This window comes from Alphaproteobacteria bacterium (assembly GCA_017308135.1).
Classification (GTDB): Bacteria; Pseudomonadota; Alphaproteobacteria; order CACIAM-22H2; family CACIAM-22H2; genus Tagaea.
The window spans coordinates 348495-371088 of the sequence record JAFKFM010000011.1 but is presented as its reverse complement, the minus strand read 5'-3'; the positions used below and the strand labels follow the sequence as shown (position 1 = coordinate 371088).

Annotated in this window: 21 protein-coding genes; 7 read left to right on the top strand and 14 right to left on the bottom strand. The window is 65.6% G+C overall.

The features are described from left to right. Positions 1-2: 2 nt before the first annotated feature. Positions 3-758 carry an SDR family oxidoreductase gene (locus J0H39_21110; GenBank protein MBN9499263.1) on the top strand — a complete coding sequence of 252 codons (756 nt, stop codon included), beginning with the start codon at positions 3-5 and terminating at the stop codon, positions 756-758. Here J0H39_21110 and J0H39_21105 read toward each other — a convergent pair whose 3' ends face one another. Next, the gene (locus J0H39_21105; GenBank protein ID MBN9499262.1) at positions 759-1496 is read right to left on the bottom strand and encodes an SDR family oxidoreductase; all 738 of its coding nucleotides are present in this window, start codon (positions 1494-1496) and stop codon (positions 759-761) included. It lies immediately after the preceding gene. A gap of 115 nt (positions 1497-1611) precedes the next feature. Here J0H39_21105 and J0H39_21100 point away from each other — a divergent pair, with 115 nt between their 5' ends. Together J0H39_21100 and J0H39_21095 are read left to right on the top strand one after the other, a co-directional pair. Next, the gene (locus J0H39_21100; protein MBN9499261.1) at positions 1612-2799 is read left to right on the top strand and encodes a homoserine O-acetyltransferase; all 1188 of its coding nucleotides are present in this window, start codon (positions 1612-1614) and stop codon (positions 2797-2799) included. 17 nt (positions 2800-2816) lie between these two features. Then, on the top strand, positions 2817-3572 hold the full coding sequence (locus J0H39_21095; GenBank protein ID MBN9499260.1) for an SDR family oxidoreductase: 756 nt from the start codon (positions 2817-2819) through the stop codon (positions 3570-3572). Here J0H39_21095 and J0H39_21090 read toward each other — a convergent pair whose 3' ends face one another. The 8 genes from J0H39_21090 to J0H39_21055 form a co-directional block, all read right to left on the bottom strand. Continuing rightward, positions 3573-4655: an ABC transporter ATP-binding protein gene (locus J0H39_21090; GenBank protein MBN9499259.1), complete on the bottom strand. Its 1083-nt coding sequence runs from the start codon at positions 4653-4655 to the stop codon at positions 3573-3575. Positions 4656-4671: 16 nt separating this feature from the next. Then, a complete protein-coding gene (locus tag J0H39_21085; protein MBN9499258.1) occupies positions 4672-6870 on the bottom strand; it encodes an iron ABC transporter permease in 2199 nt (732 codons plus the stop codon). Then, positions 6870-7823, bottom strand: a complete 954-nt coding sequence (locus J0H39_21080; GenBank protein MBN9499257.1) for an SDR family oxidoreductase — start codon at positions 7821-7823, stop codon at positions 6870-6872. The genes J0H39_21085 and J0H39_21080 overlap by 1 nt, the downstream gene beginning before the upstream one ends. 55 nt (positions 7824-7878) lie before the next feature. Then, positions 7879-8901, bottom strand: coding sequence for a C-terminal binding protein (locus J0H39_21075; protein ID MBN9499256.1), 1023 nt, complete (start codon positions 8899-8901; stop codon positions 7879-7881). Then, positions 8898-9791, bottom strand: a complete 894-nt coding sequence (locus J0H39_21070) for a 2-dehydro-3-deoxygalactonokinase (GenBank protein ID MBN9499255.1) — start codon at positions 9789-9791, stop codon at positions 8898-8900. The genes J0H39_21075 and J0H39_21070 overlap by 4 nt, the downstream gene beginning before the upstream one ends. Next, positions 9788-10945: a pyridoxal phosphate-dependent aminotransferase gene (locus J0H39_21065; protein ID MBN9499254.1), complete on the bottom strand. Its 1158-nt coding sequence runs from the start codon at positions 10943-10945 to the stop codon at positions 9788-9790. The genes J0H39_21070 and J0H39_21065 overlap by 4 nt, the downstream gene beginning before the upstream one ends. A gap of 83 nt (positions 10946-11028) precedes the next feature. Then, positions 11029-11643 carry a LysE family translocator gene (locus J0H39_21060; GenBank protein ID MBN9499253.1) on the bottom strand — a complete coding sequence of 205 codons (615 nt, stop codon included), beginning with the start codon at positions 11641-11643 and terminating at the stop codon, positions 11029-11031. A gap of 18 nt (positions 11644-11661) precedes the next feature. Further along, positions 11662-13404 (bottom strand): dihydroxy-acid dehydratase, encoded by a 1743-nt coding sequence (locus J0H39_21055; protein MBN9499252.1) that lies wholly within the window; start codon positions 13402-13404, stop codon positions 11662-11664. A 91-nt stretch (positions 13405-13495) separates the two neighbouring features. Here J0H39_21055 and J0H39_21050 point away from each other — a divergent pair, with 91 nt between their 5' ends. Then, a complete protein-coding gene (locus J0H39_21050) occupies positions 13496-14599 on the top strand; it encodes a glycosyltransferase family 4 protein (protein ID MBN9499251.1) in 1104 nt (367 codons plus the stop codon). Next, entirely contained in the window at positions 14596-14955 is a 360-nt protein-coding gene (locus J0H39_21045) for an antibiotic biosynthesis monooxygenase (protein ID MBN9499250.1), read from the top strand. The genes J0H39_21050 and J0H39_21045 overlap by 4 nt, the downstream gene beginning before the upstream one ends. Here J0H39_21045 and J0H39_21040 read toward each other — a convergent pair. The 3 genes from J0H39_21040 to J0H39_21030 are packed head-to-tail and all read right to left on the bottom strand — an operon-like array spanning position 14945 to position 19175. After that, entirely contained in the window at positions 14945-15802 is an 858-nt protein-coding gene (locus J0H39_21040) for a DMT family transporter (protein MBN9499249.1), read from the bottom strand. The genes J0H39_21045 and J0H39_21040 overlap by 11 nt on opposite strands. Continuing rightward, the gene (locus J0H39_21035) at positions 15802-17460 is read right to left on the bottom strand and encodes a formate--tetrahydrofolate ligase (GenBank protein MBN9499248.1); all 1659 of its coding nucleotides are present in this window, start codon (positions 17458-17460) and stop codon (positions 15802-15804) included. Before J0H39_21035 ends, J0H39_21040 begins: the two co-directional genes overlap by 1 nt. A gap of 23 nt (positions 17461-17483) precedes the next feature. Continuing rightward, positions 17484-19175 carry a thiamine pyrophosphate-binding protein gene (locus J0H39_21030; GenBank protein ID MBN9499247.1) on the bottom strand — a complete coding sequence of 564 codons (1692 nt, stop codon included), beginning with the start codon at positions 19173-19175 and terminating at the stop codon, positions 17484-17486. A 103-nt stretch (positions 19176-19278) separates the two neighbouring features. On the opposite strand from J0H39_21030, the gene J0H39_21025 reads away from it, so the two are divergent. Further along, complete coding sequence (locus tag J0H39_21025) at positions 19279-19698, top strand: PaaI family thioesterase (GenBank protein MBN9499246.1); 420 nt, start codon at positions 19279-19281, stop codon at positions 19696-19698. A gap of 32 nt (positions 19699-19730) precedes the next feature. After that, positions 19731-20591, top strand: coding sequence for a DMT family transporter (locus tag J0H39_21020; protein ID MBN9499245.1), 861 nt, complete (start codon positions 19731-19733; stop codon positions 20589-20591). Here the strand turns inward: J0H39_21020 and J0H39_21015 are convergent. Both J0H39_21015 and J0H39_21010 read right to left on the bottom strand, forming a co-directional pair. Beyond that, positions 20588-21736, bottom strand: a complete 1149-nt coding sequence (locus J0H39_21015; GenBank protein MBN9499244.1) for a CoA transferase — start codon at positions 21734-21736, stop codon at positions 20588-20590. The two genes, J0H39_21020 and J0H39_21015, sit on opposite strands and share 4 nt — an antisense overlap. Position 21737: 1 nt before the next feature. Continuing rightward, on the bottom strand, positions 21738-22571 hold the full coding sequence (locus J0H39_21010; GenBank protein MBN9499243.1) for an enoyl-CoA hydratase/isomerase family protein: 834 nt from the start codon (positions 22569-22571) through the stop codon (positions 21738-21740). Positions 22572-22594 lie beyond the last annotated feature (23 nt).

Below are 22594 nucleotides of genomic sequence, written 5' to 3'. Positions count from 1 at the left end.
TCATGAGCGCTGCCATCGATCTTGCGGGAAAACGCGCGATCGTCACCGGCGGGGCGCGGGGTATCGGCCTCGCCATCGCGGGTAAGCTTTTGTCGGCGGGCGCTTCCGTCACCTTGTGGGACCGCGATGCGCCGGCCCTCGATGCCGCCGTGAAGCGCTTGGCGGGTCAAGGCGACGTGCACACGGCCGAAGCCGATTTGACCGACGAGAACGCCGTCGCCGCCGCGACCAACCGGTCGGTGGGTGCGATGGGCGGCATCGATATTCTGGTCAACAACGCCGGCATCACCGGCCCCAACGCGACGACCTGGGAATACCCGGTCGCGGATTGGCGCAAGGTGCTGGAGGTCGATCTGACCGCGCCCTTCCTGTGCTGCCGCGCGACCGTGCCGCATATCGTGAAGGGCGGCTGGGGGCGCATCGTCAACGTCGCCTCGGTCGCCGGCAAGGAAGGCAACCCGAACGCGCCGGCCTATTCGGCCGCGAAGGCGGGCTTGATCGGCCTCACCAAATCGCTCGGCAAGGAACTCGCCAAGTCGAACGTGCTGGTGAATTGCGTGACGCCCGCCGTCGCCGAAACCGACATCCTTAAGCAGATGACCGAGGCGCATGTCGAATACATGCTGAGCAAGATCCCGATGGGCCGTTTCGTCCAAGTCGACGAAATCGCGTCCCTCGTGCTCTGGCTGTCCTCGCCGCTCTGCTCCTTCTCGACCGGTGCCGTTTTCGACATCACCGGCGGGCGCAGCACGTATTAGTTACAGCGACCAGCCGCCGTCGATCTTGAACTCGGCACCGGTGATGAAGCCGGATTCGTCCGAGGCGAGGAACAGCGCCAACGCAGCGATTTCCTCGGCCGTGCCGAAACGGCCCATCGGCTGGCGGGCGAGGAAATCCTTGCGCGCTTGTTCCACGTCCGCGGCCGTACCGATGCGGCCTTGCAGCGAGGGCGTGTCGACCGTGCCGGGGCAGATCGCGTTGCAGCGAATGCCGTGTTTCACGAAATCGCTGGCGACCGACTTCGTCAAGCCCACGACCGCCGCCTTCGACGCGGCGTAGACGAAGCGGTTGGGCGGGCCCTTCACCGGGCCGGCCCCCGACGACATGTTGACGATCGTGCCCTTCTTGCGCTCCAGCATCGCGGGCAGGAAGGCCTGGATCGTCCAGAACATCGAACGGACGTTCAAGTTCATCGAGAAATCCCAGGCTTTGTCGTCGCAGTCCAGGATCGTGCCGTGATGGACGAAACCCGCGCAGTTGAACATCACGTCGACGGCGGCGAATTCCTTGCCCATCGCGAAAATCGCGGCGCGGTCCATGACGTCGAGCTTGCGCACGACAATGCCTTTGTCGGCGAGATCGGCCATCTTCGCGGTGTCGAGATCGGTCGCGATCACCTTGGCGCCTTCGGCGTGGAAGGACAGCGCGCTGGCCCTGCCGATACCCTGCCCCGCCGCCGTCACGAACGCCGTCTTCCCCGCCAACCGACCCGCCATCGCTTCCTCCTGGAATTTTGTGAGCGGCGATCCTGGCGCGCGGGCGTAAAGGATGCAAGTCCTTGGCGCCGGCCGTTCGCATGACTAAAGTCGGGCGAATACGGGGAGAAAACTCATGCGAATCCGGATCGCCCTCGCGGCCGTCGCAGCTTTGCTGTTCGCCGCCCCTCTGCACGCGCAGGATCGCGGCGTCGGCATCGTCGAGAAGAAGGTTTTCGCACTGCCGAGCTACACGACCGTCGGCGGCGCCACGATCCCCGATGTGAAAATCGGCTGGGAAAGCTACGGGCGCCTCAACGCCGCGCGCGACAACGTGGTGATCGTGCCGCATTTCTTCTCCGGCAATTCCAACGCCGCCGGGCGCTACCGGTCGGACCAGCCCGCGCCCGGCTATTGGGATGCGATCATCGGGCCGGGCAAGGCGATCGATACCGACAAGTATTTCGTCGTCTCGGCCGACTCGCTGGTCAATCTCAACACGCGCGACGGCACGACGGTGACGACCGGCCCCGCCTCGATCGATCCTTCGACCGGCAAGCCCTATGGCCTGCGCTTTCCCATCGTGACGATGCGCGACTTCGTGAACGTGCAAAAGGCGCTGCTCGACTCCCTCGGCGTCACATCCGTCCACGCCGCCGTGGGCGCGTCGATGGGCTCGATGCAGGCGCTGGAATGGGCCGCCGCCTTCCCCGATTTCGTCAAACGCGTCGTGCCGGTGATCGGGGTGGGCGAAGCCGACGCCTATACGATCGCGCGGTTGGCGGTTTGGGCGCAGCCCATCCTGCTCGATCCCAATTTCAACAACGGCGATTGGTATGGCGGGCCGGAACCGACCAACGGACTCGCCCTCGCGTTGAAGATGGTGACGATCGACGCGCGCGCCCATGGCTGGGCCGACGCGACCTTCGGGCGACGCTGGGCGGAAACGACCAAGAACCCGCTCGCGTCGTGGGACAACCGCTTCGCGATCGACGCCACGCTCGACCAAGTGTCGCTCGCCCGTGCCCGCGTGTCGGACGCCAACCATTTCGTCTATCTGGTGCGCGCGAACCAGCTGTTCGTAACCGGCCACCAGAACAATCTGGAGGAAGGGCTCGGCCGCATCAAAGCGCGGGCGCTCTTCATTCCCGCCGAAAGCGATTTGCTGCTGCTGCCCGGCTACGCGCAGAAGGCCGTCGATATCCTGAAGCGCCAGGGCAAGCAGGCGGACCTCGTCGCTATTCCCGGCAATGGCGGCCATTTGGACGGCGTGCTGTCCTTGACGCGCGTCGCCGACAAACTCAAAGCGTTTCTCGACGAATAAAAACGAAGGATGGAAACATGACTCCCGCCCAAATGTTCGATCTTAAGGGCCGCGTGGCGCTCGTCACCGGCGGCTCGCGCGGTATCGGCTACGCGATGGCGACGGCTTTGGCGGGAGCCGGCGCCAAGGTCGTGCTGGCCGCGCGCAACGCGGCGGAAACGAAAGCGGCGGCGGACAAGATCGGCGGCGACGCCGAAGCCTTCGACGTGACGGACGAGGCGGCGGCGATCGCCGCGCTCGACCGGATCGTCGCCAAGCACGGGCGCCTGGATATCCTCATCTCGAACGCGGGCTCGGCGATACGCAAGCCGTTGCTCGACTATCCGACGTCGGATTTCGACGCGATCTTGGGTTCGCATTTGCGCGCGGGTTTCGTGCTGGGGCGCGAAGCGGCACGGCGCATGGTGCCCAACAAATGGGGCCGCATCCTTTACACCACGTCGCTGATGGCGCGGTCCGTGCGCCCGCAACAAGCGGCCTATGCCTCGGCCAAGACGGGGCTGGAAGGCCTCGTTCGCGCGATGGCGATCGAGTTGGCCCCGCATGGCGTGCTGGTCAACGGCATCGCGCCCGGATTCTTCGTGACCGATTTGACCAAGGGCCTGCACCAGACCGACGCGTTCCGCGCCCAGGTCGAAGCGCGGGCCCCCATCGGCCGCTGGGGCATGCCCGAGGAACTCGCCGGGCCGGCGCTATTGCTGTGCTCGCCCGCCGGCAGCTACGTCACCGGCACGGTGCTGATCGTCGACGGCGGAACCTCCGTCGCGTTCTGATTAGGTGCTCGGCACGATCGAAACACCCGTGCGGGCGAGTGCGAGATAGGCGGTCGACCCCACGGGCTTGGGGTTCGCCACGTCGCGATCGACGACGAACAATTCGCCGATCTCGGCCGCCAGCGTGTATTCCATATGCGTGCCGAGATACGCGGCCTTGCGGATCGTGCCGGGGATCGCCGGGCCTTGCGGGACCGACGCCGTCACGCTCAGCGATTCCGGGCGGATCGAGACCTTGCACGGGCCGGGCTTGGTGCCGCGCGACGGCAATTCCAGCGACGTGACGCCGATCTTCACCAGCGCCTGATCGCCCGACACGCGTTCGACCGTCGCGTCGATCAGATTCGAATCGCCCATGAAATCGGCCACGAACAGGCTGGCCGGCGCTTCGTACAATTCGCGCGGCGCGCCCATCTGGGCGATACGCGCGTTGGACATGACGATCACGCGGTCCGACACGGCCAAGGCTTCCTGCTGGTCGTGCGTCACGTAAGCGACGGTCAGGTTCAGATCGCGCTGCAGATCGCGGATATCTTCGCGCACGCGGCGGCGGAGCTTGGCATCGAGGTTGGAGAGCGGCTCGTCGAACAGCAGCACCTGCGGTTCCATCGTCAGCGCGCGGGCGACGGCCACGCGCTGCTGCTGGCCGCCCGACAATTCCGACGGCAGGCGCAAATCGTAATCCTTGAGGCCGACCAGCGCGAGTTTCTGGCGCGCGAGATCGTAGGCGTCGGATTTCTTCTGCCCCGCGACCGTCGGCCCGTAGGCGACGTTGTCCAGCACGTTCATATGCGGGAACAGCGCGTAGGATTGGAACACCATCGACACGTCGCGATCGGCGGCGGACAAATTCGTCACGTCCTCGCCCGCGATCAGGATTTGGCCTTCGCTGGCGATTTCAAGCCCCGCGATCAGGCGCAACGTCGTCGTCTTGCCGCAGCCCGAGGGCCCAAGCAGCGTGACCAGCGTGCCGGGTTCGATGGTGAAGGACACGCCGCCGACCGCCGCGACCGTGCCGTAGCGCTTGGTCACGTTGCGGAACTCGACCGAGGCCGGGCCCTTCTTGGTCGTGGATTTCGTCATCGTCCGTCCCTATTCCTCAATGTCCGCCGAGGGCGGCGGCCGTTTGTTGGCCGCGCCGTCCGAGCTGCCGGCGTCCGACGCCGAGTTGAATGATCGCGATCGCCAGCGCCATCACGCCGATCAGTACCGTCGAATAGGCGATGGCGAGCGCGAATTCGCCCGCCTCCACCCGGCCGACGATATAGGCGGTCGCCATGTTGTGCCGCGCGCTCACCAGGAAGATCACGGCCGAAACGGCCGTCATCGCGTGCACGAAGCTGAACACCAGCGTGGCCACGATCGCGGGCCGCAGCAGCGGCATTACGACGCGGCGCACCGTGGTGGCGGTGCGGGCGCCCAGCGTCAGCGAGGCTTCGTCGAGGCTTTTGTCGATCTGCGACAAGGCCGCCATGCCCGCGCGCACGCCCACCGGCATGTTGCGGAACACGAAGCAGATGACGAGGATGAGGCCCGTCCCCGTCAGTTCCAGCGGCGGCACGTTGAACGCGACGATATACGACACGCCCACGACCGTGCCCGGAATGGCGAAGGACAGCATGGTCAGGAATTCGAAGGTGCGCTGACCCGCGAATTTCGTGCGCGCCAGAATATAGGCGACGAGCAAACCCATGATGCCGGTGAGCGGGGCCGAAATCGCCGAGACCTGGATCGTGGTGATGAGCGAATCCCACGCGGAGCCCGAGAAGAACATGCCGCGCTCGGTCAGCTCCACGCGGAACGCGTCGAGATAATGGCGCCACGTGAATTCCAGATCGAAACGGCCGATATCGCGCACGAAGCCGCCGAAGATTACGATCGCGTAGGTGACCAGCGTGAAGGCCGCCCACGGGATCGTCGTCCAGTAAAGCACGCGCTTCAGCTTGCGCGGCAATTCCGCCGACAGGCCCGAATCGCCCTTGCCGGTGACGGTCACGTAGCTTTGCTTGCCGAGCCAGCGCATCTGAATCCAGAAGGCGCCCAGCGTCATGATCAATAGCAATATCGCCAAGACGGCGGCGCGGCCGGGATCGTGCTGCGCGCCGACGATGGCAAAGAAGATCTTGGTCGACAGCACGTCGAAATTGCCGCCGAGGACCAGCGGGTTTCCGAAATCGGCGAGGCTTTCGACGAAGCCGAGCAGGAAGGCGGCGGCGAGACCCGGGCGCAGCAGCGGCCACGTGACCGTGCGGAAGGTCTGCCAGCGCGACGCACCCAGCGTTTGCGAGGCTTCCTCCAGCGACGGGCTGATCGCTTCGACCACGCCGATCATCACCAGGAACGCGACCGGGATCTGCGACAGAAGCTGCGAGATCAGCACGCCCGGCAGACCGTAGATCCAGCGCGACGGCGGAATGCCGAACGCGACTTCCAGGAACCACGTGACGATGCCCGTGCGCCCGAACAGCACGATGATGGCGAGCGAAATCACGAAAGGCGGCGTGATGATCGGCAGGATGGTCAGCGCGCGCAGGCCTTTGCGCCACGGCAGGCCGGTGCGCACCACGACCAGCGCGAAGGCAAGGCCCATCAACGTGGAAAGGGCGCCGGTCAGCACGCCCAGCAGCACGGTGTTGAACACCACGCCGCAGCGCGGGCCGCCGACAAGGCAGTTGAGTTCCCAGATGTCGTCGGCGAAGAAGCGTCGCCAGAACAGCTCCAGCGCCAGATTGCCGTGTTCGTCCGTGACCGCCCCCGCCAGCATCGTGGCGATGGGGAAGAACACGAAGGCGAGGATCAGCGCCGTCGACACGATGACCGAGCCCGCGATGAAGGCGTCGCCGCGGAAATAGCCCAGCGCCGCCACGCCCAGCGAAGTCATCATCAGGAAGGCGAACAGAATGATCGTGGCGCCCCAGCCGAAACCGTATTGCGACGTTTCGATCGCGCCGATCAGCGGGGCAAGCCAGGTCCATTGCAGGCCGGTGATGCCGATCGCGAAGCCTTGCAAGAACGTGTAGCCGAGCCCGCCGAGACCGGCGAAGACCAGCGTCTGGCCGAAGCGGCGATCTTCGCGCGGAAAGGCGAGCGCCAGCAGGCCCAGCGCCACGAAGGGCAACACGCCCCACAGCCACGGGCGATCGAAGGCCAGCGCGTAGAACAACGCGCTGGCGGTGCGATCGTCGGGATAATCCTGGATCCAGCCGAAACCGAAGAAACCATCTTCGATCGCTTGCCAGGGCAGGAACAGGAAGGCGGTCAGGGCGGCGGCCGACCAGCCGGCAACGAGTCTACGCATCAGGCGGCTTTCGGCATGTCGTCTTCGACATAGTTGCGGATCAATTCGTCCATCGACGTATCGGATTGGAAGCCCATCTTGCGCGCGCGCTTGGAATCGAGGCGCTTGGGCCAGCCCGCGACGATCTTGGCGATCATCTCGTCCTGCTTCCATTCGATCAGGTCGAAGGCCTTGGCGCCGGAATGGCGCTTCAGTCCTGCGGCCATCTCGCCGACCGTGACGTCGAGCGAGGGCAGCATCAACGAACGATTCCAGCCCCACTCCGACGACGGCAGATCGTAGGCGCGCAGGAACGCTTCGATGCAGCGGCGCGGCGACAGCAGCGGCATCCACGCATCGGCCGAAACCGGGCACACGGCTTTCTGGCCGGCAAGCGGTTCGCGAATGATCGACGACGCGAAGGTCGATGCGGCGAGATTGGGTTTGCCGGGGCGCACGACGATCGTCGGCAGGCGCAGCGAGCGGCCGTCGAGATAGCCCTTGCGCGTGTAGTCGGCCACGAGCATTTCGCCCATCGCCTTCTGGATGCCGTAGGAGGTTTGCGGCGTCAGGCGGAAATCGTCGGGAATGATCTCCGGCAGATCGCCGCCATAGGTGGCCAGCGACGAGGCGAAGACGAGTTTGGCGGGCTTGGGCAATTTGCGCGCGGCTTCGAGCACGACGCGCGTCCCGTCGAGATTGACGCGGTAGCCCAGATCGAAATCGCGCTCCGCCCCGGCGCTGACGACGCCCGCGAGATGGAAGATGGCGCCCGTATCCGGCGTGATCAGCTTGGCGATCGTGGCGGGATCGAAGACTTCGCCGACGACGATTTCGATGCGCGGGTCCTTGGGCGTATCGCCCGGATCGACCACGTCGAACAGCACGATCTTCGTGATCTCGGAACGCGCCAGCAGCGCCTTGCCCAGCTTCTTGCCGAGCATACCCGTCCCGCCTGTGACGACCGCCTTCATAAAACCGTCTCCTCCCGTCGCGTTTTTGTTCTAAGCCAGCTTACGTGGGTCCAAGCTACTCAGGCAGCGCGCCCGGCGGGAACAGATGCCGGTTCACGCAATTGCGCAGCTTGCCCTTCTTGAGCCAGTCCCCGGCCGTGTCCGCCGCCTTATACCGCAGATCGTACCAGCTTTCGGGACTGTAGAAAGCGGCATGCGGGGTCAAAATCAAGCGTCCCGCGAGCCAGGACGGCGGAACGCGATAGGCCGCGACCAGCTTGTCGTCGGGGTCGGGCGGTTCCTGCGGCAGCACGTCCAGCGCCGCGCCGCCGATCGCCCCGGCCTCGATTCCGCGCAGCAGAGCGTCGGTATCGACGATGGGCCCGCGCGCCGTGTTGATCAGGATCGCGCCTTTTTTGAGCCGCGCCAGGGTCGATTCCCCGAACATGCCGTGCGTTTCGCGGGTCAGCGGGCAATGGATCGAGACGATGTCGGACTGCGCCAGCATCTCGCCCAGCTCGGCGAAGCGCAAATAGGGCTGCGCGGCGGGTTCGTCGACCGGCAGATAGGGATCGTAGAAGCCAACGTCGAAGCCCAGCGCCTTGGCGCGCGCGGCGGCGGCTTGGCCGATCCGCCCCAGCCCGACGATACCGAAAGCCTGGCCGGTCAAACGGCGCACCAACGGCGCCACGTTCCATTGCCAGCCCGCGACGGGATCGAGCGACAGCATTTCGGTATAGGTCGGCAAGCCCCGGCGCAGGCTGAGCGCGCAGGCGATCGCGTGGTTGGCGACTTCCTCGATCCCGTAATCGGGCACGTTGCAGACGGGAATGTTGCGCTCGGCGAAGGCTTCCAGATCGACCTTGTCGTAGCCCACGCCGTGGCGCACGACGATCCGGCAGCGCGTGAGCTTGCGCGCCACGACGCGGTCGAGCGGCATGTCCTGCCAAACCAGCACGCCGTCGGCCGAGGCCCAGACCGAATCCGGGATCTGCAACGGATCGCGCGCGCGATGGATGATGAACTCGGCCTCCGGCAGCGCCGTGCGTTCGACATCGGGGTCGAGGGCGAATTGCGCGTCGGGGACCAGGATTTTCATCGCTTGAGCAGCCCCGCCGCGTTCGCGATGGCGTAGAGGCCGGCGGCCGACGCGTGCTCACCATTGACGGCGGCGGCTTCGACATTCGCCATCGCCAGCGCCACGGCGTAATTCTGCACCAGCGTGCCAGCACCCACGACGACGACGCGCGCGGGCTTGCACCATTCCTTCGCCGCCGCGATTTCATGCGCCAGCAACAGGCCCGAGAGATAGGACGGCGCTTCGGCCGGCTTCAGCCCTTCGAGCAGCGATGCCGTGCGCACCATGAACAGATGGTTGAGCAAGCCGCCCGGCGCTTGCGCGCGCACGAAGCCTTTCGCGAAGGCGGACGGATCGTGGCTTGCGTCGATCATCGAACGGCCGAGGATCGTGTGCTTGCGCGCAGTCGCGTAGAGTTCGCCGGTCATGAAAGTGGCGAAACGCTGGATGCGCCCGCCTTCGACGATCGCCCATTTGGAATGCGTGCCCGGCAGGCAGTAAACGCCGTCGCCAAGCCCCGTGCCGACGAGCTGCGTTTCCTCGCCGCGCATGACGTCGGGCCCGCCCGCCCCTTGGCAGCGCAGGCCCGGCACGACGCGAATATCGAAATGCGCGTCGGGCGCCACCGCGAGGCCCGAAGCGAGCTCGGCGGCCGAGGCCGGGCACGTGGCGTAGGGCGCTTCGATCCAGCCTTGCGCCGAACCGACCATGCCGCACATCAGCGCGGTCGGGCGCGACGGATCGTTCATCCAATCGCCGACCACGTCGCGGAAGGCGCCGGCGAAATTGGCGTTCTTGATCGCCTGCAAGCCCAAGGGGCGCTCGCGCCGATCCAGCATCGTGCCGTCGGCGGCGATCCGGAAGGCGCGCAGATTGGTGGTGCCCCAATCGAGGGCGACGAATCCGCTCATTTCAGCAAAGGCTCCAATCGATCGAGGGCGGTTTCGAGTTTATCGTGTCCGATGGCGAAGCATAGCCGCACCCAGCCCTCGCCTTCGGGACCGAAGGCGCGGCCGGGGGCGAGGCCGACATTCGCCTCGCGCACCACGCGTTTGCAGAATTCGACCGAGTCGGTCATCCCCTGCACTTGGAAGAAGGAATAGAACGCGGCTTGCGCGCGGGCCGTGCGCACCTTCGGGAATTTCGCCAGGCGGTTATGCACGATGTCGCGCGCGTGCGCGTAGTGCGCGCGCAGATCGCGCACGAAATCCTCCTGCTGCAGCGCCACGATGCCCGCGCGCTGGGTCATCGTATTCGCGCCGGAGGTGTTGAACTCGATGATCTTGCCCAGCGTGTCGACGACACCTTCGGGGGCGACCAGCCAGCCCATGCGCCAGCCGGTCATGCACCAGCTTTTCGAGAACGAATTCACGCTCAGCACCGGATCGCCGGGTTGGGCGAAATCCAGCAGCGAGGGCGCGTAATCGCCTTCGTAGACGAGGCGCTCGTAAACATCGTCGCCGATCGCCCAGATGTTCCGCGCGCGGCAAAACTCGACGACGGCTTTCAATTCGTCCTTGGTCGCGAGCCAGCCGGTCGGGTTGCCCGGCGAGTTCAGGAAGATCGCCTTGGTGCGCGAATCGCAAGCCGCGAATAGTCTGTCGAGATCGAGCGACCAGCCCGCGTTGTCGGTGAAGCGCAAGGCGACGCGCCGCACTTCGCCGTTGAGGTGATCGCACGCATCGGCCGCGTTGGGCCACAACGGCACGGCGAACACCACGTTGTCGCCGGGATCGACGATCAGCTGCATCGCCATCTGGATCGCCGAATTGCCCGACGACGTGACCGCGATGCGCTCCGGCCCGATCTTCAGGCCGCGCAACCGCGACACGTAAGCGGCGATGGCCTCGCGCAGTTCCGGACGGCCCAGGCTCGACGAATAATAGTGATAGCCCTGGTCGAGCGCGTCATGCGCCGCCTTGACCACCGCCGGTGCGGGCGGGCGATCGCCCTCGCCGAACCACAGCGGAATCAGCCCGGGCTTATCCATCGCGTCTTTGGAGACTTCGCGGATCAGCGAGCCGAGCAGGTTCTCGGATTTCGGGCGTAGCGGGAAATTGGGCATTGGGCGGAGCGCTTCCGGGTCGGCGGGAACGGGCCCTTCTTATAGGGCCCCATCCCCCGCCCCAACAACCCCCGGCGCCGTGGTCAGCGTTCCGTCAGCGCCAGTTTGGCGCCAAGCAGGGCGAAAGTCGCCGCGAAGCCCCGGCGCATCCAGGCCAGCACCGCGGGCCGGGTCAAAATCCGGTCGCGCACCGCCGCCGCGAACAAGCCGTAAAGCGCGAAAACCGCGAAGGTCATCGCCATGAATACCGCACTCATCGCCAGCATCTGCCCGACCGCACCGGGCGCATCGGCGGCCACGAACTGGGGCAGGAAGGCGAAGAAGAAGATCGAGAGCTTGGGATTGAGCAGATTGATCGCCACCGCTTCGACGGTCACGGCCAGAAAGCCTTGGCGCGCACTTCCGCCCGCCGTCAGGCTGAGCGCGCCTTTGTCGCGCCATGTCTGCCACGCCATCCACAGCAGATAGACGACGCCCGCGTATTTCACGATATCGAAGGCAAGGGCGCTGGCGTGCAGCAACGCGGCAAGGCCGGTGATCGCCGCCAGCATATGCGGCACGATCCCGAGCGTGCAGCCGAACGCGGCCACCACGCTCGCTTTGCCGCCGCGCGCGAGCCCCGCCGCGACGGTGTAGATCATGCCCGTTCCGGGTGTGGCCACGACGATGAGCGCCACGATCAGGAATTCGGCGCTCATCGTCATGGTGCGGTCTCCTTAGTGGCTTTCGCGGCCGATCGGGGCGCCCGAACCGCCGACCAGGAAGTCGAGATCCACGCCCTTGTCGGCCTGGTTCACATGCTCGACATAGAGCTTCACCCAGCCGCGCGCTTCGTGCACCGGCGGGCCCTTCCACTGCTTCCGGCGCTTTTCGAGCTCGGCGTCCGAGACGTGCATTTTCAAAAGCCGCTTGGACACGTCGAGTTCGACGATGTCGCCGCTTTTGATCAGCGCCAGCGGGCCGCCGGCGGCGGCTTCGGGGGCCGTGTGCAGCACGACCGTGCCGTAGGCCGTGCCCGACATGCGCGCGTCGGAGATGCGCACCATGTCCGTCACGCCCTGCTTCAAGAGCTTGGCCGGCAGCGCGAAATTGCCGACTTCCGGGAAGCCCGGATAGCCCTTGGGGCCGCAATTCTTCAGCACTAGGATGCAGTTCTTATCGACATCCAGCTTGGGATCGTCGACGCGGCGGTTGTAGTCGTCGATATCCTCGAACACGACCGCGCGGCCCTTGTGCTTCATCAAGGCGGGCGTGGCGGCGGACGGCTTCAGCACCGCGCCGTCGGGCGCGAGATTGCCGCGCAGGACGGCAATGCCACCCTGCTTCTTGAAGGGCTTCTTGCGCGGCGTGATGACCTTCTCGTTCCAGTTCTTCGCGTCCTTGACGTTTTCCCAGATCGTCTTGCCGTTGACGGTCAGCGCCTTCTTGTTGAGCTTGTCGCCCATCTCGCGCAGCACCACGGGCAAGCCGCCGGCGTAGTAGAAATCCTCCATCAAGTATTTGCCCGACGGCATCAAATCGACGAGGCACGGCACTTCGCGGCCCAGGCGGTCCCAATCGGCGAGCGTGAGATCCACGCCCATGCGGCCGGCCATCGCGAGCAGGTGGACGACCGCGTTGGTCGAACCGCCGATGGCGCCGTTGGCGACGATCGCATTCTCGAACGCTTCCTTGGTCAGCACCTTCGAGAGTTTCAGGTTTTCCTTCACCATCTCGACCGCGCGCCGCCCGGTCATGTGGGCGAGCACCTTGCGGCGCGAATCCGCCGCCGGGATCGCGGCATTGGTCGGCAGCGCCAAGCCCAAAGCTTCCATCATCGACGCCATGGTCGAGGCGGTGCCCATCGTCATGCAATGGCCGACGGAGCGCGACATGCAGGCTTCCGCCTCGACCATGTCGTTGGTGTCCATCTCGCCCTTCTTCATCAGCTCGGTGAATTTCCACACATGCGTGCCCGAGCCGATCTGCTGGTCGCGCCAGCGGCCGTTGAGCATCGGCCCGCCCGACAGCGCGATCGTCGGCAGATCGCAGGAGGCGGCGCCCATCACGAGGGCCGGCGTGGTCTTGTCGCAGCCCACCAGCAGCACCACGCCGTCGATCGGGTTGGCGCGGATCGATTCCTCCACGTCCATCGAGGCGAGGTTGCGGAACAGCATCGTCGTCGGGCGCATCAAGGTTTCGCCCAGGCTCATCACCGGGAATTCCAGCGGGAAGCCGCCCATTTCCAGTACGCCGCGCTTCACGCTTTCGGCCAGATCGCGGAAATGCGCGTTGCAGGGCGTCAGTTCCGACCACGTGTTGCAGATGCCGATGACCGGACGGCCGTCGAACAGATGATGCGGCAGGCCCTGATTCTTCATCCAGGACCGGTGCACCATGCCGTCGCGGTCGGTGCGGCCGAACCATTGCTTGGAACGCAGTTCGCCCTTTTTGAAATGACGCTTTTTCGTGTCGGCCATGTTTCCCCCCGGGATTTCGACGGCGATCCTAATCCGTCATTCATCATATGAAAAGAGGCGACATGCGACTCGTGATAGGTTCGGCCCCGTCATGCGAATCGCCTTCGTCAATCCGAACCTCGCCCATGATTACGACGCCGATACGCCGTTCGAAGCGCCGTTGCCCGGCTCCGAATCGGCGCAGGTCTATCTCGCACTTGCGTTAGCGGCGCGCGGTCATCAGGTCGCGCTGTTTTCCGGTACCACGCGCGGGGATCGGCGCTTGCGCGGGCTCGATCAGGCCCGCTGGACGGGCGAATTGCCCGGCGACTGGGACGCGATTTTCGTGACCTCGGCGCCCGAGCTTGTGCCCGCCTTGCGCGCAGCGCACCCGAACCCGCCGATCTTCGCCTGGGCGCATAACGTGTTCGTGCCGGGCACCGAGGAAGACGCGGCGCTGAAGGCCCTCTCCGGCCCGCGCGACCGCATCATTTGCGTATCGAACTGGCACAAGACGAATTTCACCGATTACGGCGTGGCCGAGGCGCGCATCGTCGTGCTGGGCAACGCGATCGGCCCGGCTTTCGAAAATATGTTCGCCCCCGGCGACAGCATCGTCGCGGCCAAGGCGCGCCCGCCTCGCGCTTCGTTCACGTCGGTGCCCTATAAGGGCCTGAAACAAGCGCTGGCGTTCTTCAAGGAACTGCGCGCCGCGCGGCCGGACGTATCGCTCGACGTGTTTTCGAGCTTCGATTTCTACCCGGCGAATAATTTCTTCCGCCATCAGCCGAGCTGGAAATTTCTGGCGCAGGAGGCGAAGAACGCGCCCGGCGTCGTCTCGCACGGCAACGTGCCCCAGGCCGAACTCGCCCGCGCGCTGAAGGCGTCGCTGTTGCTGTTCTATCCCAATGTCGCGGCCGAGACCGCGTCGATCGCGACGATGGAGGCGATGGCGTCGGGCTGCGTGGTCATCACCACGGCGCTGGGCGCATTGCCGGAAACGACGGGCGAATTCGGCATCCTCGCCCCCGTCGTCGACCGCAATATCGATCCGCAGGCTTATGTGAATGCCGCGACCGCCATCGTCGACGCCTTCGCGCAGAACAATCCGGCTTTGGATGCGCGGCTGCGTCTGCAGGTCGATTGGGTCAACCGCGTCTATCGCTGGTCGGCGCGCGCCGAACAGGCCGAAGCCATCATCGGGGGGATCGCATGATCGCCGTGATTTTCGAAGTGCGGCCCGCCGAAGGGCGCAAACAAGATTATCTCGATTTCGCCGCCGCCTTGCGCGCCGATCTGGAGAAGAGCGACGGCTTTATCTCGGTCGAGCGGTTCCAAAGCTTGACCGACGACGGCAAGATGCTGTCGCTGTCCTTCTGGCGCGACGAAGCCGCCATTCAGGCGTGGCGCAACCGGCCCGGCCATCGCGCGGCGCAGGCCGCCGGGCGCACCGGCATTTTCGCCGATTACCGTCTGCGCATCGCGGGCGTGATCCGCGATTACGGCATGTTCGAACGCGATCAAGCGCCGGCGGACTCCCGCGCGGCGCACGAGGCGGGGTTTACGCTTTAACCGCGGCGCGGCGCATCGCCGCGATGCCGCAAGCGCAAATCACGATGGCGCCGATCACCGTCCACATCCCCGGCACGTCGCCGTAGATCAGCCAGCCCAAAAAGGTCACGAACGCGACCAGTAGATAATTATAGGGCTGAAGCGCGCTGGCGGGTGCTATCGCCAATGCGCGCACGATGCAGATATGCGCGAAGGCGCCCAGCGAGCCGCTGGCGATCAGCCAAAACCACCCGGCGGCGTCGGGCGCGCGCCAGTCGAAATACGCGACGGCGCTCGCGAACACTAGGCCGACGAGCGGCGTGTGCAGCGTCGTCACGTCGGTCGAATCCTTGCCGGCGATCAGGCGCGTCAGCGTTTGATAGACGCCCCAGGTCGCCATCGCGAGCACGGCGATCCACATCGCGGGGCCGAGTTGCTCGAAGCCGGGACCGATCACCAGCAGCGCGCCCAGCATGCCGCCGACCACGAGGCCCCAGCCGATCGGATCGACTTTCTCCTTCAGGAAAATCGCCGCCGTCGCCGTGGCGAGCAGCGGCGCCGCCGCCGCGACCGCGTGCACTTCGGCCAGCGGCAGATATTTGAACGCCAGAATGAACGAGACCATTTCGACGAGCAGCACCGCCGTGCGCAGCGCCTGCCACCACGGCGCTTTGCTTTCGAACACCAGCCACGGCCCGCGCTTGGCGAGCAGGCAGGCGAACGCGACGAATAACGTGAAGCGGATCGCCAGTATCTGCGAAATCGGATAGCCCTGGGTCAGCGATTTGTTGAGCGCGTCCATCGACGCGAACAGCGCCATCGCCCCGACCATCAGGAACACCGCCCGCAGATTGGCGCGGGCGGGCATCAAAAGATTCCGTCGATTTCGCCGTCTTGCGTCAGGCCGATCGCTTCGGCGGCCGGGATTTTCGGCAGGCCCGGCATGGTCATCACGTCGCCCGCCAGCGCCACGACGAAACCCGCCCCGGCGGACAAGCGCACTTCGCGCACCGGCAGCGTGTGGCCCGTCGGCGCGCCCTTCAAATCCGGATCGGCGGAGAAGGAATACTGCGTCTTCGCCATGCAGACCGGGAATTTGCCGAAGCCCGCTTCTTCGATCGCCTTCAAGCGCTTCGATGCGGCCGAAGCGAAGCTGACCCCCGACGCGCGATAGATCTCGCGCGCGATGGTTTCAATTTTGGTCTTGAGCGGCGCGTCGTCGGGATAAAGGAACTTGAACTTCGCTTCGCCCTTGTCGATCTGGGCGACGACTTCGCGCGCGAGGTCTTCCGCCCCCGCCCCGCCATCGGCCCAATGCTTGGCGCGGATCGCTTTGGTGCCCGCCGCCGCACAGGCCTTCTCGATCGCCGTCCATTCGGCAGCGGTGTCGGACGTAAAAGCGTTGATCGCGACCAGCACGGGCAGCCCGAATTTCTTCAAATTCTCGACATGGCGCAGAAGATTGGCGAGGCCCTTCTCGACCGCGCCGACATCTTCTTGCGTCAACCCCTTGGCATCCGCGCCGCCTTGCAGCTTGAGGGCGCGCACCGTCGCGACCACGACCGCGAGATCGGGCGTGAGGCCCGCTTGGCGGCATTTGATGTCGAGGAATTTTTCGGCACCCAAATCCGCGCCGAAGCCGGCTTCCGTGACCACGTAATCGGCGAGCGACAAGGCGGTCGTTGTGGCCGCAACCGAGTTGCAGCCATGCGCGATATTCGCGAACGGCCCGCCATGGACCAGGACGGGATTGCCTTCCAACGTCTGCACCAGATTCGGCTTAATCGCGTCTTTCAGCAGCGCGGCCATGGCGCCCTGCGCTTTGAGGTCGGCGGCGGTGACGTAGCCACCTTCCTTGCGCTCGGCCACCACGACGCGCGAAAGCCGCGCTTGCAGATCGGCCATATCCTTGGCGAGGCAGAAAATCGCCATCACTTCCGACGCGGTCGTGATGTCGAAGCGGCCTTGGCGCACGGCCCCATTGCCCGCCCCCAAGCCCATCACCAGATCGCGCAGCGACCGGTCGTTCATGTCCATCACGCGCGGCCACACCACGCGCTTGGGATCGATCGCGGGCGCCTTGCCCCAATAGACGTGATTGTCGACGAGGGCGGCGAGCAGATTATGCGCCGTGCCGATCGCGTGGATATCGCCGGTGAAATGCAGATTGATATCGGCCATCGGCACGATCTGGGCGTAACCGCCGCCGGTCGCCCCGCCCTTTTGCCCGAAACAGGGCCCGAGCGAGGGTTCGCGCAACGCGATTGCCGTCCGCTTGCCGATGCGGTTGAGCGCGTCGCCCAAGCCGATGGTGGTCGTCGTCTTGCCCTCGCCCGCCTTGGTCGGGTTGATCGCGGTGACGAGGATCAACTTGCCGCGCTTGGCCGATTTGGGCAGCAACCCGGTATCGATTTTTGCCTTGGCGCGGCCATAGGGCTCGATCGCCGCTTCGGGAATGCCGATCTTGGCGGCGACTTCCGCGAGCGGGCGCAACGTCGCCTTGCGGGCGATCTCGATATCGGACATGCGAATACGTTTCCTTCGTTGCCTCAGCGCGCTTGCGCGGCTTGGCGCTTCAGCGCCGCTTCGCGGATGGCGGTCATTGTCGTGCGCGTGGTGATGATTTCGGGATCGATCGTCAACGCCAGCAGCGCCGTGCGGCGCGCGGCGATGGCGCGTTCCAACGCGGGCATGAAATCCTCGGTCCGCGTCACGGCCTCGGCATAAGCGCCCAGCGATTTGGCGAGCCCGACGAAATCCGGGCTCTTCAAATCCGTGCCGACGACGCGGGCGGGATGCTCGCGTTCCTGATGCATGCGGATCGTGCCGTAAATGCCGTTGTCGAAGACCAGAATGATCGGCGCGGCACCATATTGCACGGCGGTCGCGATCTCGAGCCCCGACATCATGAACCCGCCATCGCCGATCATGCCGAGCACGAGGCGATCGGGATGGACGAGCGACGCCGCGACGGCCGCCGGCACGGAATAGCCCATGGCGCCCGAGGTCGGCCCGACCAAGCGCGCGGGCCGCTTGAACGGCAGGAAGCGCATCGGCCAGCCGGTATGGTTCCCGGCATCGACCGTGACGACATAGCTTTCGACGTGGCGCGACGTCGCGAGTTCGCGCATCGCGCGGCCCATATCGAGTTCGCCGTTATAGGGATTGGGCACCAGCGACTTCTCGTAATCGGCGCGCGCGGCTTGCGTCCATGCTTTCCACGGACGTGTTTCCAGCGGCTTCAACGCACCCGTGGCGAGCGCGAACGCGTTCGCGTCGGCGACGATGCCGACATCCGGGCGATAGACGCGGCCGAGTTCGTCCGGATCGGCGTGGATATGGATCAGCGTCTGTTTGGGCTCCGGGCTTTCCAGCACCGTGTAGCCCTGCGTCGTCATCTCGCCCAAGCGCGCACCGATCACCAGCAGCAGATCGGCTTCCTTGGCGCGCTTGATCAATTCGGGCGGGCCCGACGTGCCGAGATCGCCGACATAGACGCGCGAATCGGGCGCGATCGCATCCATGCGCCGGAACGACGCCGCCACGGGAAGATCATTGGCTTCGGCGAAAGCTTGGATCGCAGCCCCCGCCTCGTCCTGCCAGCCCGGCCCGCCAATGATCACCAGCGGGCGCTGCGCCTTGGCCAAGGCGGCCTGCACGCGCAGCAGATCGGAATGCGTCGGGGCGGGCTTGGCGACGCGATAGGGTTCGGCGTCGCGCACCGTCACCACATCGGTCAGCATGTCTTCGGGCAGGGCCAGCACGACCGGGCCGGGGCGGCCCGACGTCGCGGTGTGAAACGCGCGCGCCATGTATTCGGGAATGCGCGCCGCGTCGTCGATCTGCGCCGCCCATTTGACGACCGAGCCGAACATTTGCCGGTAGTCGATTTCCTGGAACGCTTCGCGATCCATCATGTCGCGGCCGACCTGGCCGACCAGCAGGATCATCGGCGTCGAATCCTGCATCGCCGTGTGCACGCCGACCGAGGCATGCGTCGCCCCCGGTCCGCGCGTGACCATGCAAATGCCCGGCTTGCCGGTGAGCTTCCCGTAGGCTTCCGCCATGTTCGCCGCACCCGCTTCGTGGCGCGCGTTGATCAGGCGGATCGTGCGGCTGTCGTGCAGCGCGTCGAGCACTTCGAGATAGGATTCCCCCGGCACGCAGAACGCCATATCGACGCCGTGAATCAGCAACTGATCGACCAGAACCCGGCCGCCGCTGCGCGGTTTGGGGGACATGCGTTACCTCCGAAAAACAGAGCGGCAGTTAACAAGCGGGCCGCGATGGACGCAAGGCCCGCCGCAAGGCTATTTTGCCGCGATGGACGAGATACAAGAATGGATGGCGCCCGCGGGCGATAGCGCGTTTCGCGACTTGATCGGCTATTACCCGCGCGTTTGGCGCGAAAACTACGTGGAAATGCTGCTGAAGCTGGAGGAACGCCACCGCAACCGTTCCGGTATCGCGCATGGCGGCGTGGTCGCGACGATGATCGACGTCGCGGGCGGATTCGCGGGCTGCTATTGCCCGCATCCCGGCCGCGTGCGCCGCGCTTCCACCTTGTCGCTGACCACGCAATTCATCGGGCCTGCGCGAATCGGCCGCACATTGATCGCGACGGGCCGCACGCGGCCCGGCGGCAAGTCGATCTATTTCGCGACGATCGAGATTGTCGACGACGAAGGTAAATTCGTGGCGACCGGCGAAGCCGTCTTTAAATACCGCCCCGGCAGCGAAACCTTGGAAGGCGTGGCACGTTGAACGACACCTCGCGCACGCCGGGACTCGGCGTGATGGCCCTGGTCGTCGTGCTATGCGCGGTCTGGGGCGTCAACCAAGTCGCGATCAAGTTCGGCAACGCCGGTATTTCGCCGCTCTGGCAATCGGCGATTCGCTCGGCCGGCGGGGCGATCCTCGTGCTGGCTTGGACATGGTTTCGCGGCATTCCGATTTTCGTGCGCGACGGCACGCTGGCGGGCGGGATCGCGGCCGGCTTGCTGTTCGGCACGGAATTCGGCCTGCTCTATTGGGCGATCGAATTCACCACCGCCGCGCGTTCGGTCGTGCTGCTCTATACCGCCCCGATCTCGCTGGCGATCGCGGCGCATTTCTTCCTGAAGAACGACCGGCTGACGCCGCGCAAGATATTGGGCCTGACCGCGTGTTTCCTGGGCGTCGCATTGCTGTTCGCGGATTCGCTGACCCTGCCGGACCGCACCGGCTTGATCGGCGATGCGCTGGCCTTCGCCGCGTCGCTGTTCTGGAGTGCGTCGACCATCGTCATCAAACGCTCCAACCTCGCCACCGCGCGCGGCGAGAAGATCGGCCTTTACCAATATGCCGTGTCGGCGGTGCTGCTCGGTGCGGTCGCGTTGCTGATGGGCGAGAAGGGCATCTTCGACCCCACGCCCTTGGTGATGGGCGCACTCGCCTTTCAGATCGTGATCGTCGTCTTCGTCAGCTACACGATCTGGTTCGCGTTGATCCCGGTCTATCGCGCCTCGTCGCTGGCGTCGTTCTCGTTCCTCACGCCGGTCTTCGGCGTGCTGGCGGCGCATCTGCTCCTGGGCGAGGAATTGAAGCCCGTCCTGGTCATGTCGCTGGCGCTCGTGGGCTTCGGCATCTGGACGGTCAACCGCCCGGCGAAAGCCTAAAGCCCGAGTTCGCGCAAAATCTCGTCGGTGTGCTGGCCCAACGTGGGTGCCGCGCGCGTGACGCCAGCGGGTGTCGCGGAAAGCTTGACGGGCGCCCCCAGCGTTTCGACGCGGCCCAGCGTTGGATGATCCGTCGCGACCACCATCTCGCGCGCGCGGGTTTGCGGATCGGCGAGCATTTCCTGGATCGACAAGACCGGCCCGGCCGGCATGCCCATGCGATCGAACAGGTCGAGCCATTCGGCGGTCGTGCGCGCGGCGAATAGCGGCGTCAGCGCATCGACCAGCGCCGGCAGATTGCCCATACGATCGGCGTTGGACGCGAAGCGCGGATCGGCGGCGAGATGCGGCGCCGCCAAGCATTCGATCAGCTTCAGCCAGGATTTCTGGTTCGCGGCCCCGACATTGATCCAGCCGTCTTTCGTGGCGAAAGCCTGATAGGGCGCGTTCAACGGATGGCCGGAGCCGAGCGGCCCGGGCGACGCGCCGGTTGCCAGCGCGATCGCCGATTGCCAATAGGTCTGCACGATCCCCGCTTCGAACAGCGAAGTATCGACCATTTGGCCTTCGCCCGTGCGCGTGCGCGCCTGCAACGCGGCAAGGATGCCCATCGCCGCGAGGATACCGGCGGTGATGTCGGTCACCGGCGCGCCGACTTTCACGGGTGCGCGGCCCGGCCCTTCGCCGGTGATGCCCATCAGGCCCGACATGCCTTGCGCCACAAGATCGAAGCCGCCGCGCGCCGCGTAGGGCCCGGTGCGCCCGAAGCCCGACAGCGAGCAATAGATCAAGCGCGGATTGAGCGCATGGACCGAATCGTAGCCGAAACCGAGCTTGTCGAGCGTGCCCATCCGGTAATTCTCGATCAGCACGTCGGCGGTCGCGAGCAAACGGCGCAGCGCTTCCTTGCCGTGCTCGGTTTTGAGGTCGAGGGCGATGCCGCGCTTGTTGCGGTTCATCATCAGGAAGGCCGCACTCTGATCGCCGACCATCGGCGGCTGCATGCGCCGCGTATCGTCGCCGCCGGGCAGCTTCTCGACCTTGATCACGTCGGCCCCCAGATCGGCGAGCATCATGCCCGCCACGGGCCCCGCCATGATATGGGCGAGTTCGACGACGCGGATCCCTTCGAGCGCGCCCGCCATGTCAGCGCCCCTCGAAATTCGGGCGGCGCTTTTCCAGGAACGCGCGATAGCCTTCCAGGTAATCGCGGGTATCGCAATTGGCGAAGCCTTCGAGATATTCGCGCTTCGAAAGCTTGCGCGAATCCATCAAACGCCGCGCGAATTTCTTGTGCCAGCGATTGGAGAGCGGTGCGCCCGAAGCAATACGCGTCGCGGCTTCGTAGGCTTCCTTCGTCACGTCCGCGTCGGCCACGACGCGCGTGACGAGGCCCTTCTCCTTGGCTTCGGCGGCCCCGAACACGCGCGCTTCGAGCAGGATTTCCAGCGCCGTCGCGCGGCCGACCAGATCGATCAGCGCCGACAATTCCGGGTACGCCATAATGACGCCGATGCGGTTGATCGGCACGCCGAAGCGGCTGCCCTCGCCGCAGATGCGCAGATCGCATATCGACGCGATCTCCAGCGAACCGCCGACGCACAGCCCATGGATCATCGCCAGCGTGGGATGGCGGCAATCGCGGATCGCGGCCAGCGTGGCGTGCATGATCTTGCCATAGGCGATGGCGAGTTTCGTGGTCGCGCGCGTCCGCTCGAATTCCGAGATATCCGCACCCGGCCCGAACGCCTTCTCGCCCGCCCCGCGCAACACGATGCAGCCGATATCGGCTTCGCGATGCAAGGCCCGCATCGTTTCGCCCAGGCCCTTCCAGCTCGCCTGGCTCAACGCGTTGAGCTTCTCGGGCCGGTTGAGCGTGACGGTCACGATGCGCGGATCGCCGGCGGCTTCGCGATCGACCAGGATCAACCCGTCCTTCGTCGAGACGGTCTTCGGCGTGCGTCGTTTGGCGGCTGGCATCGATGGTCCTCCCCGCCGCCAGC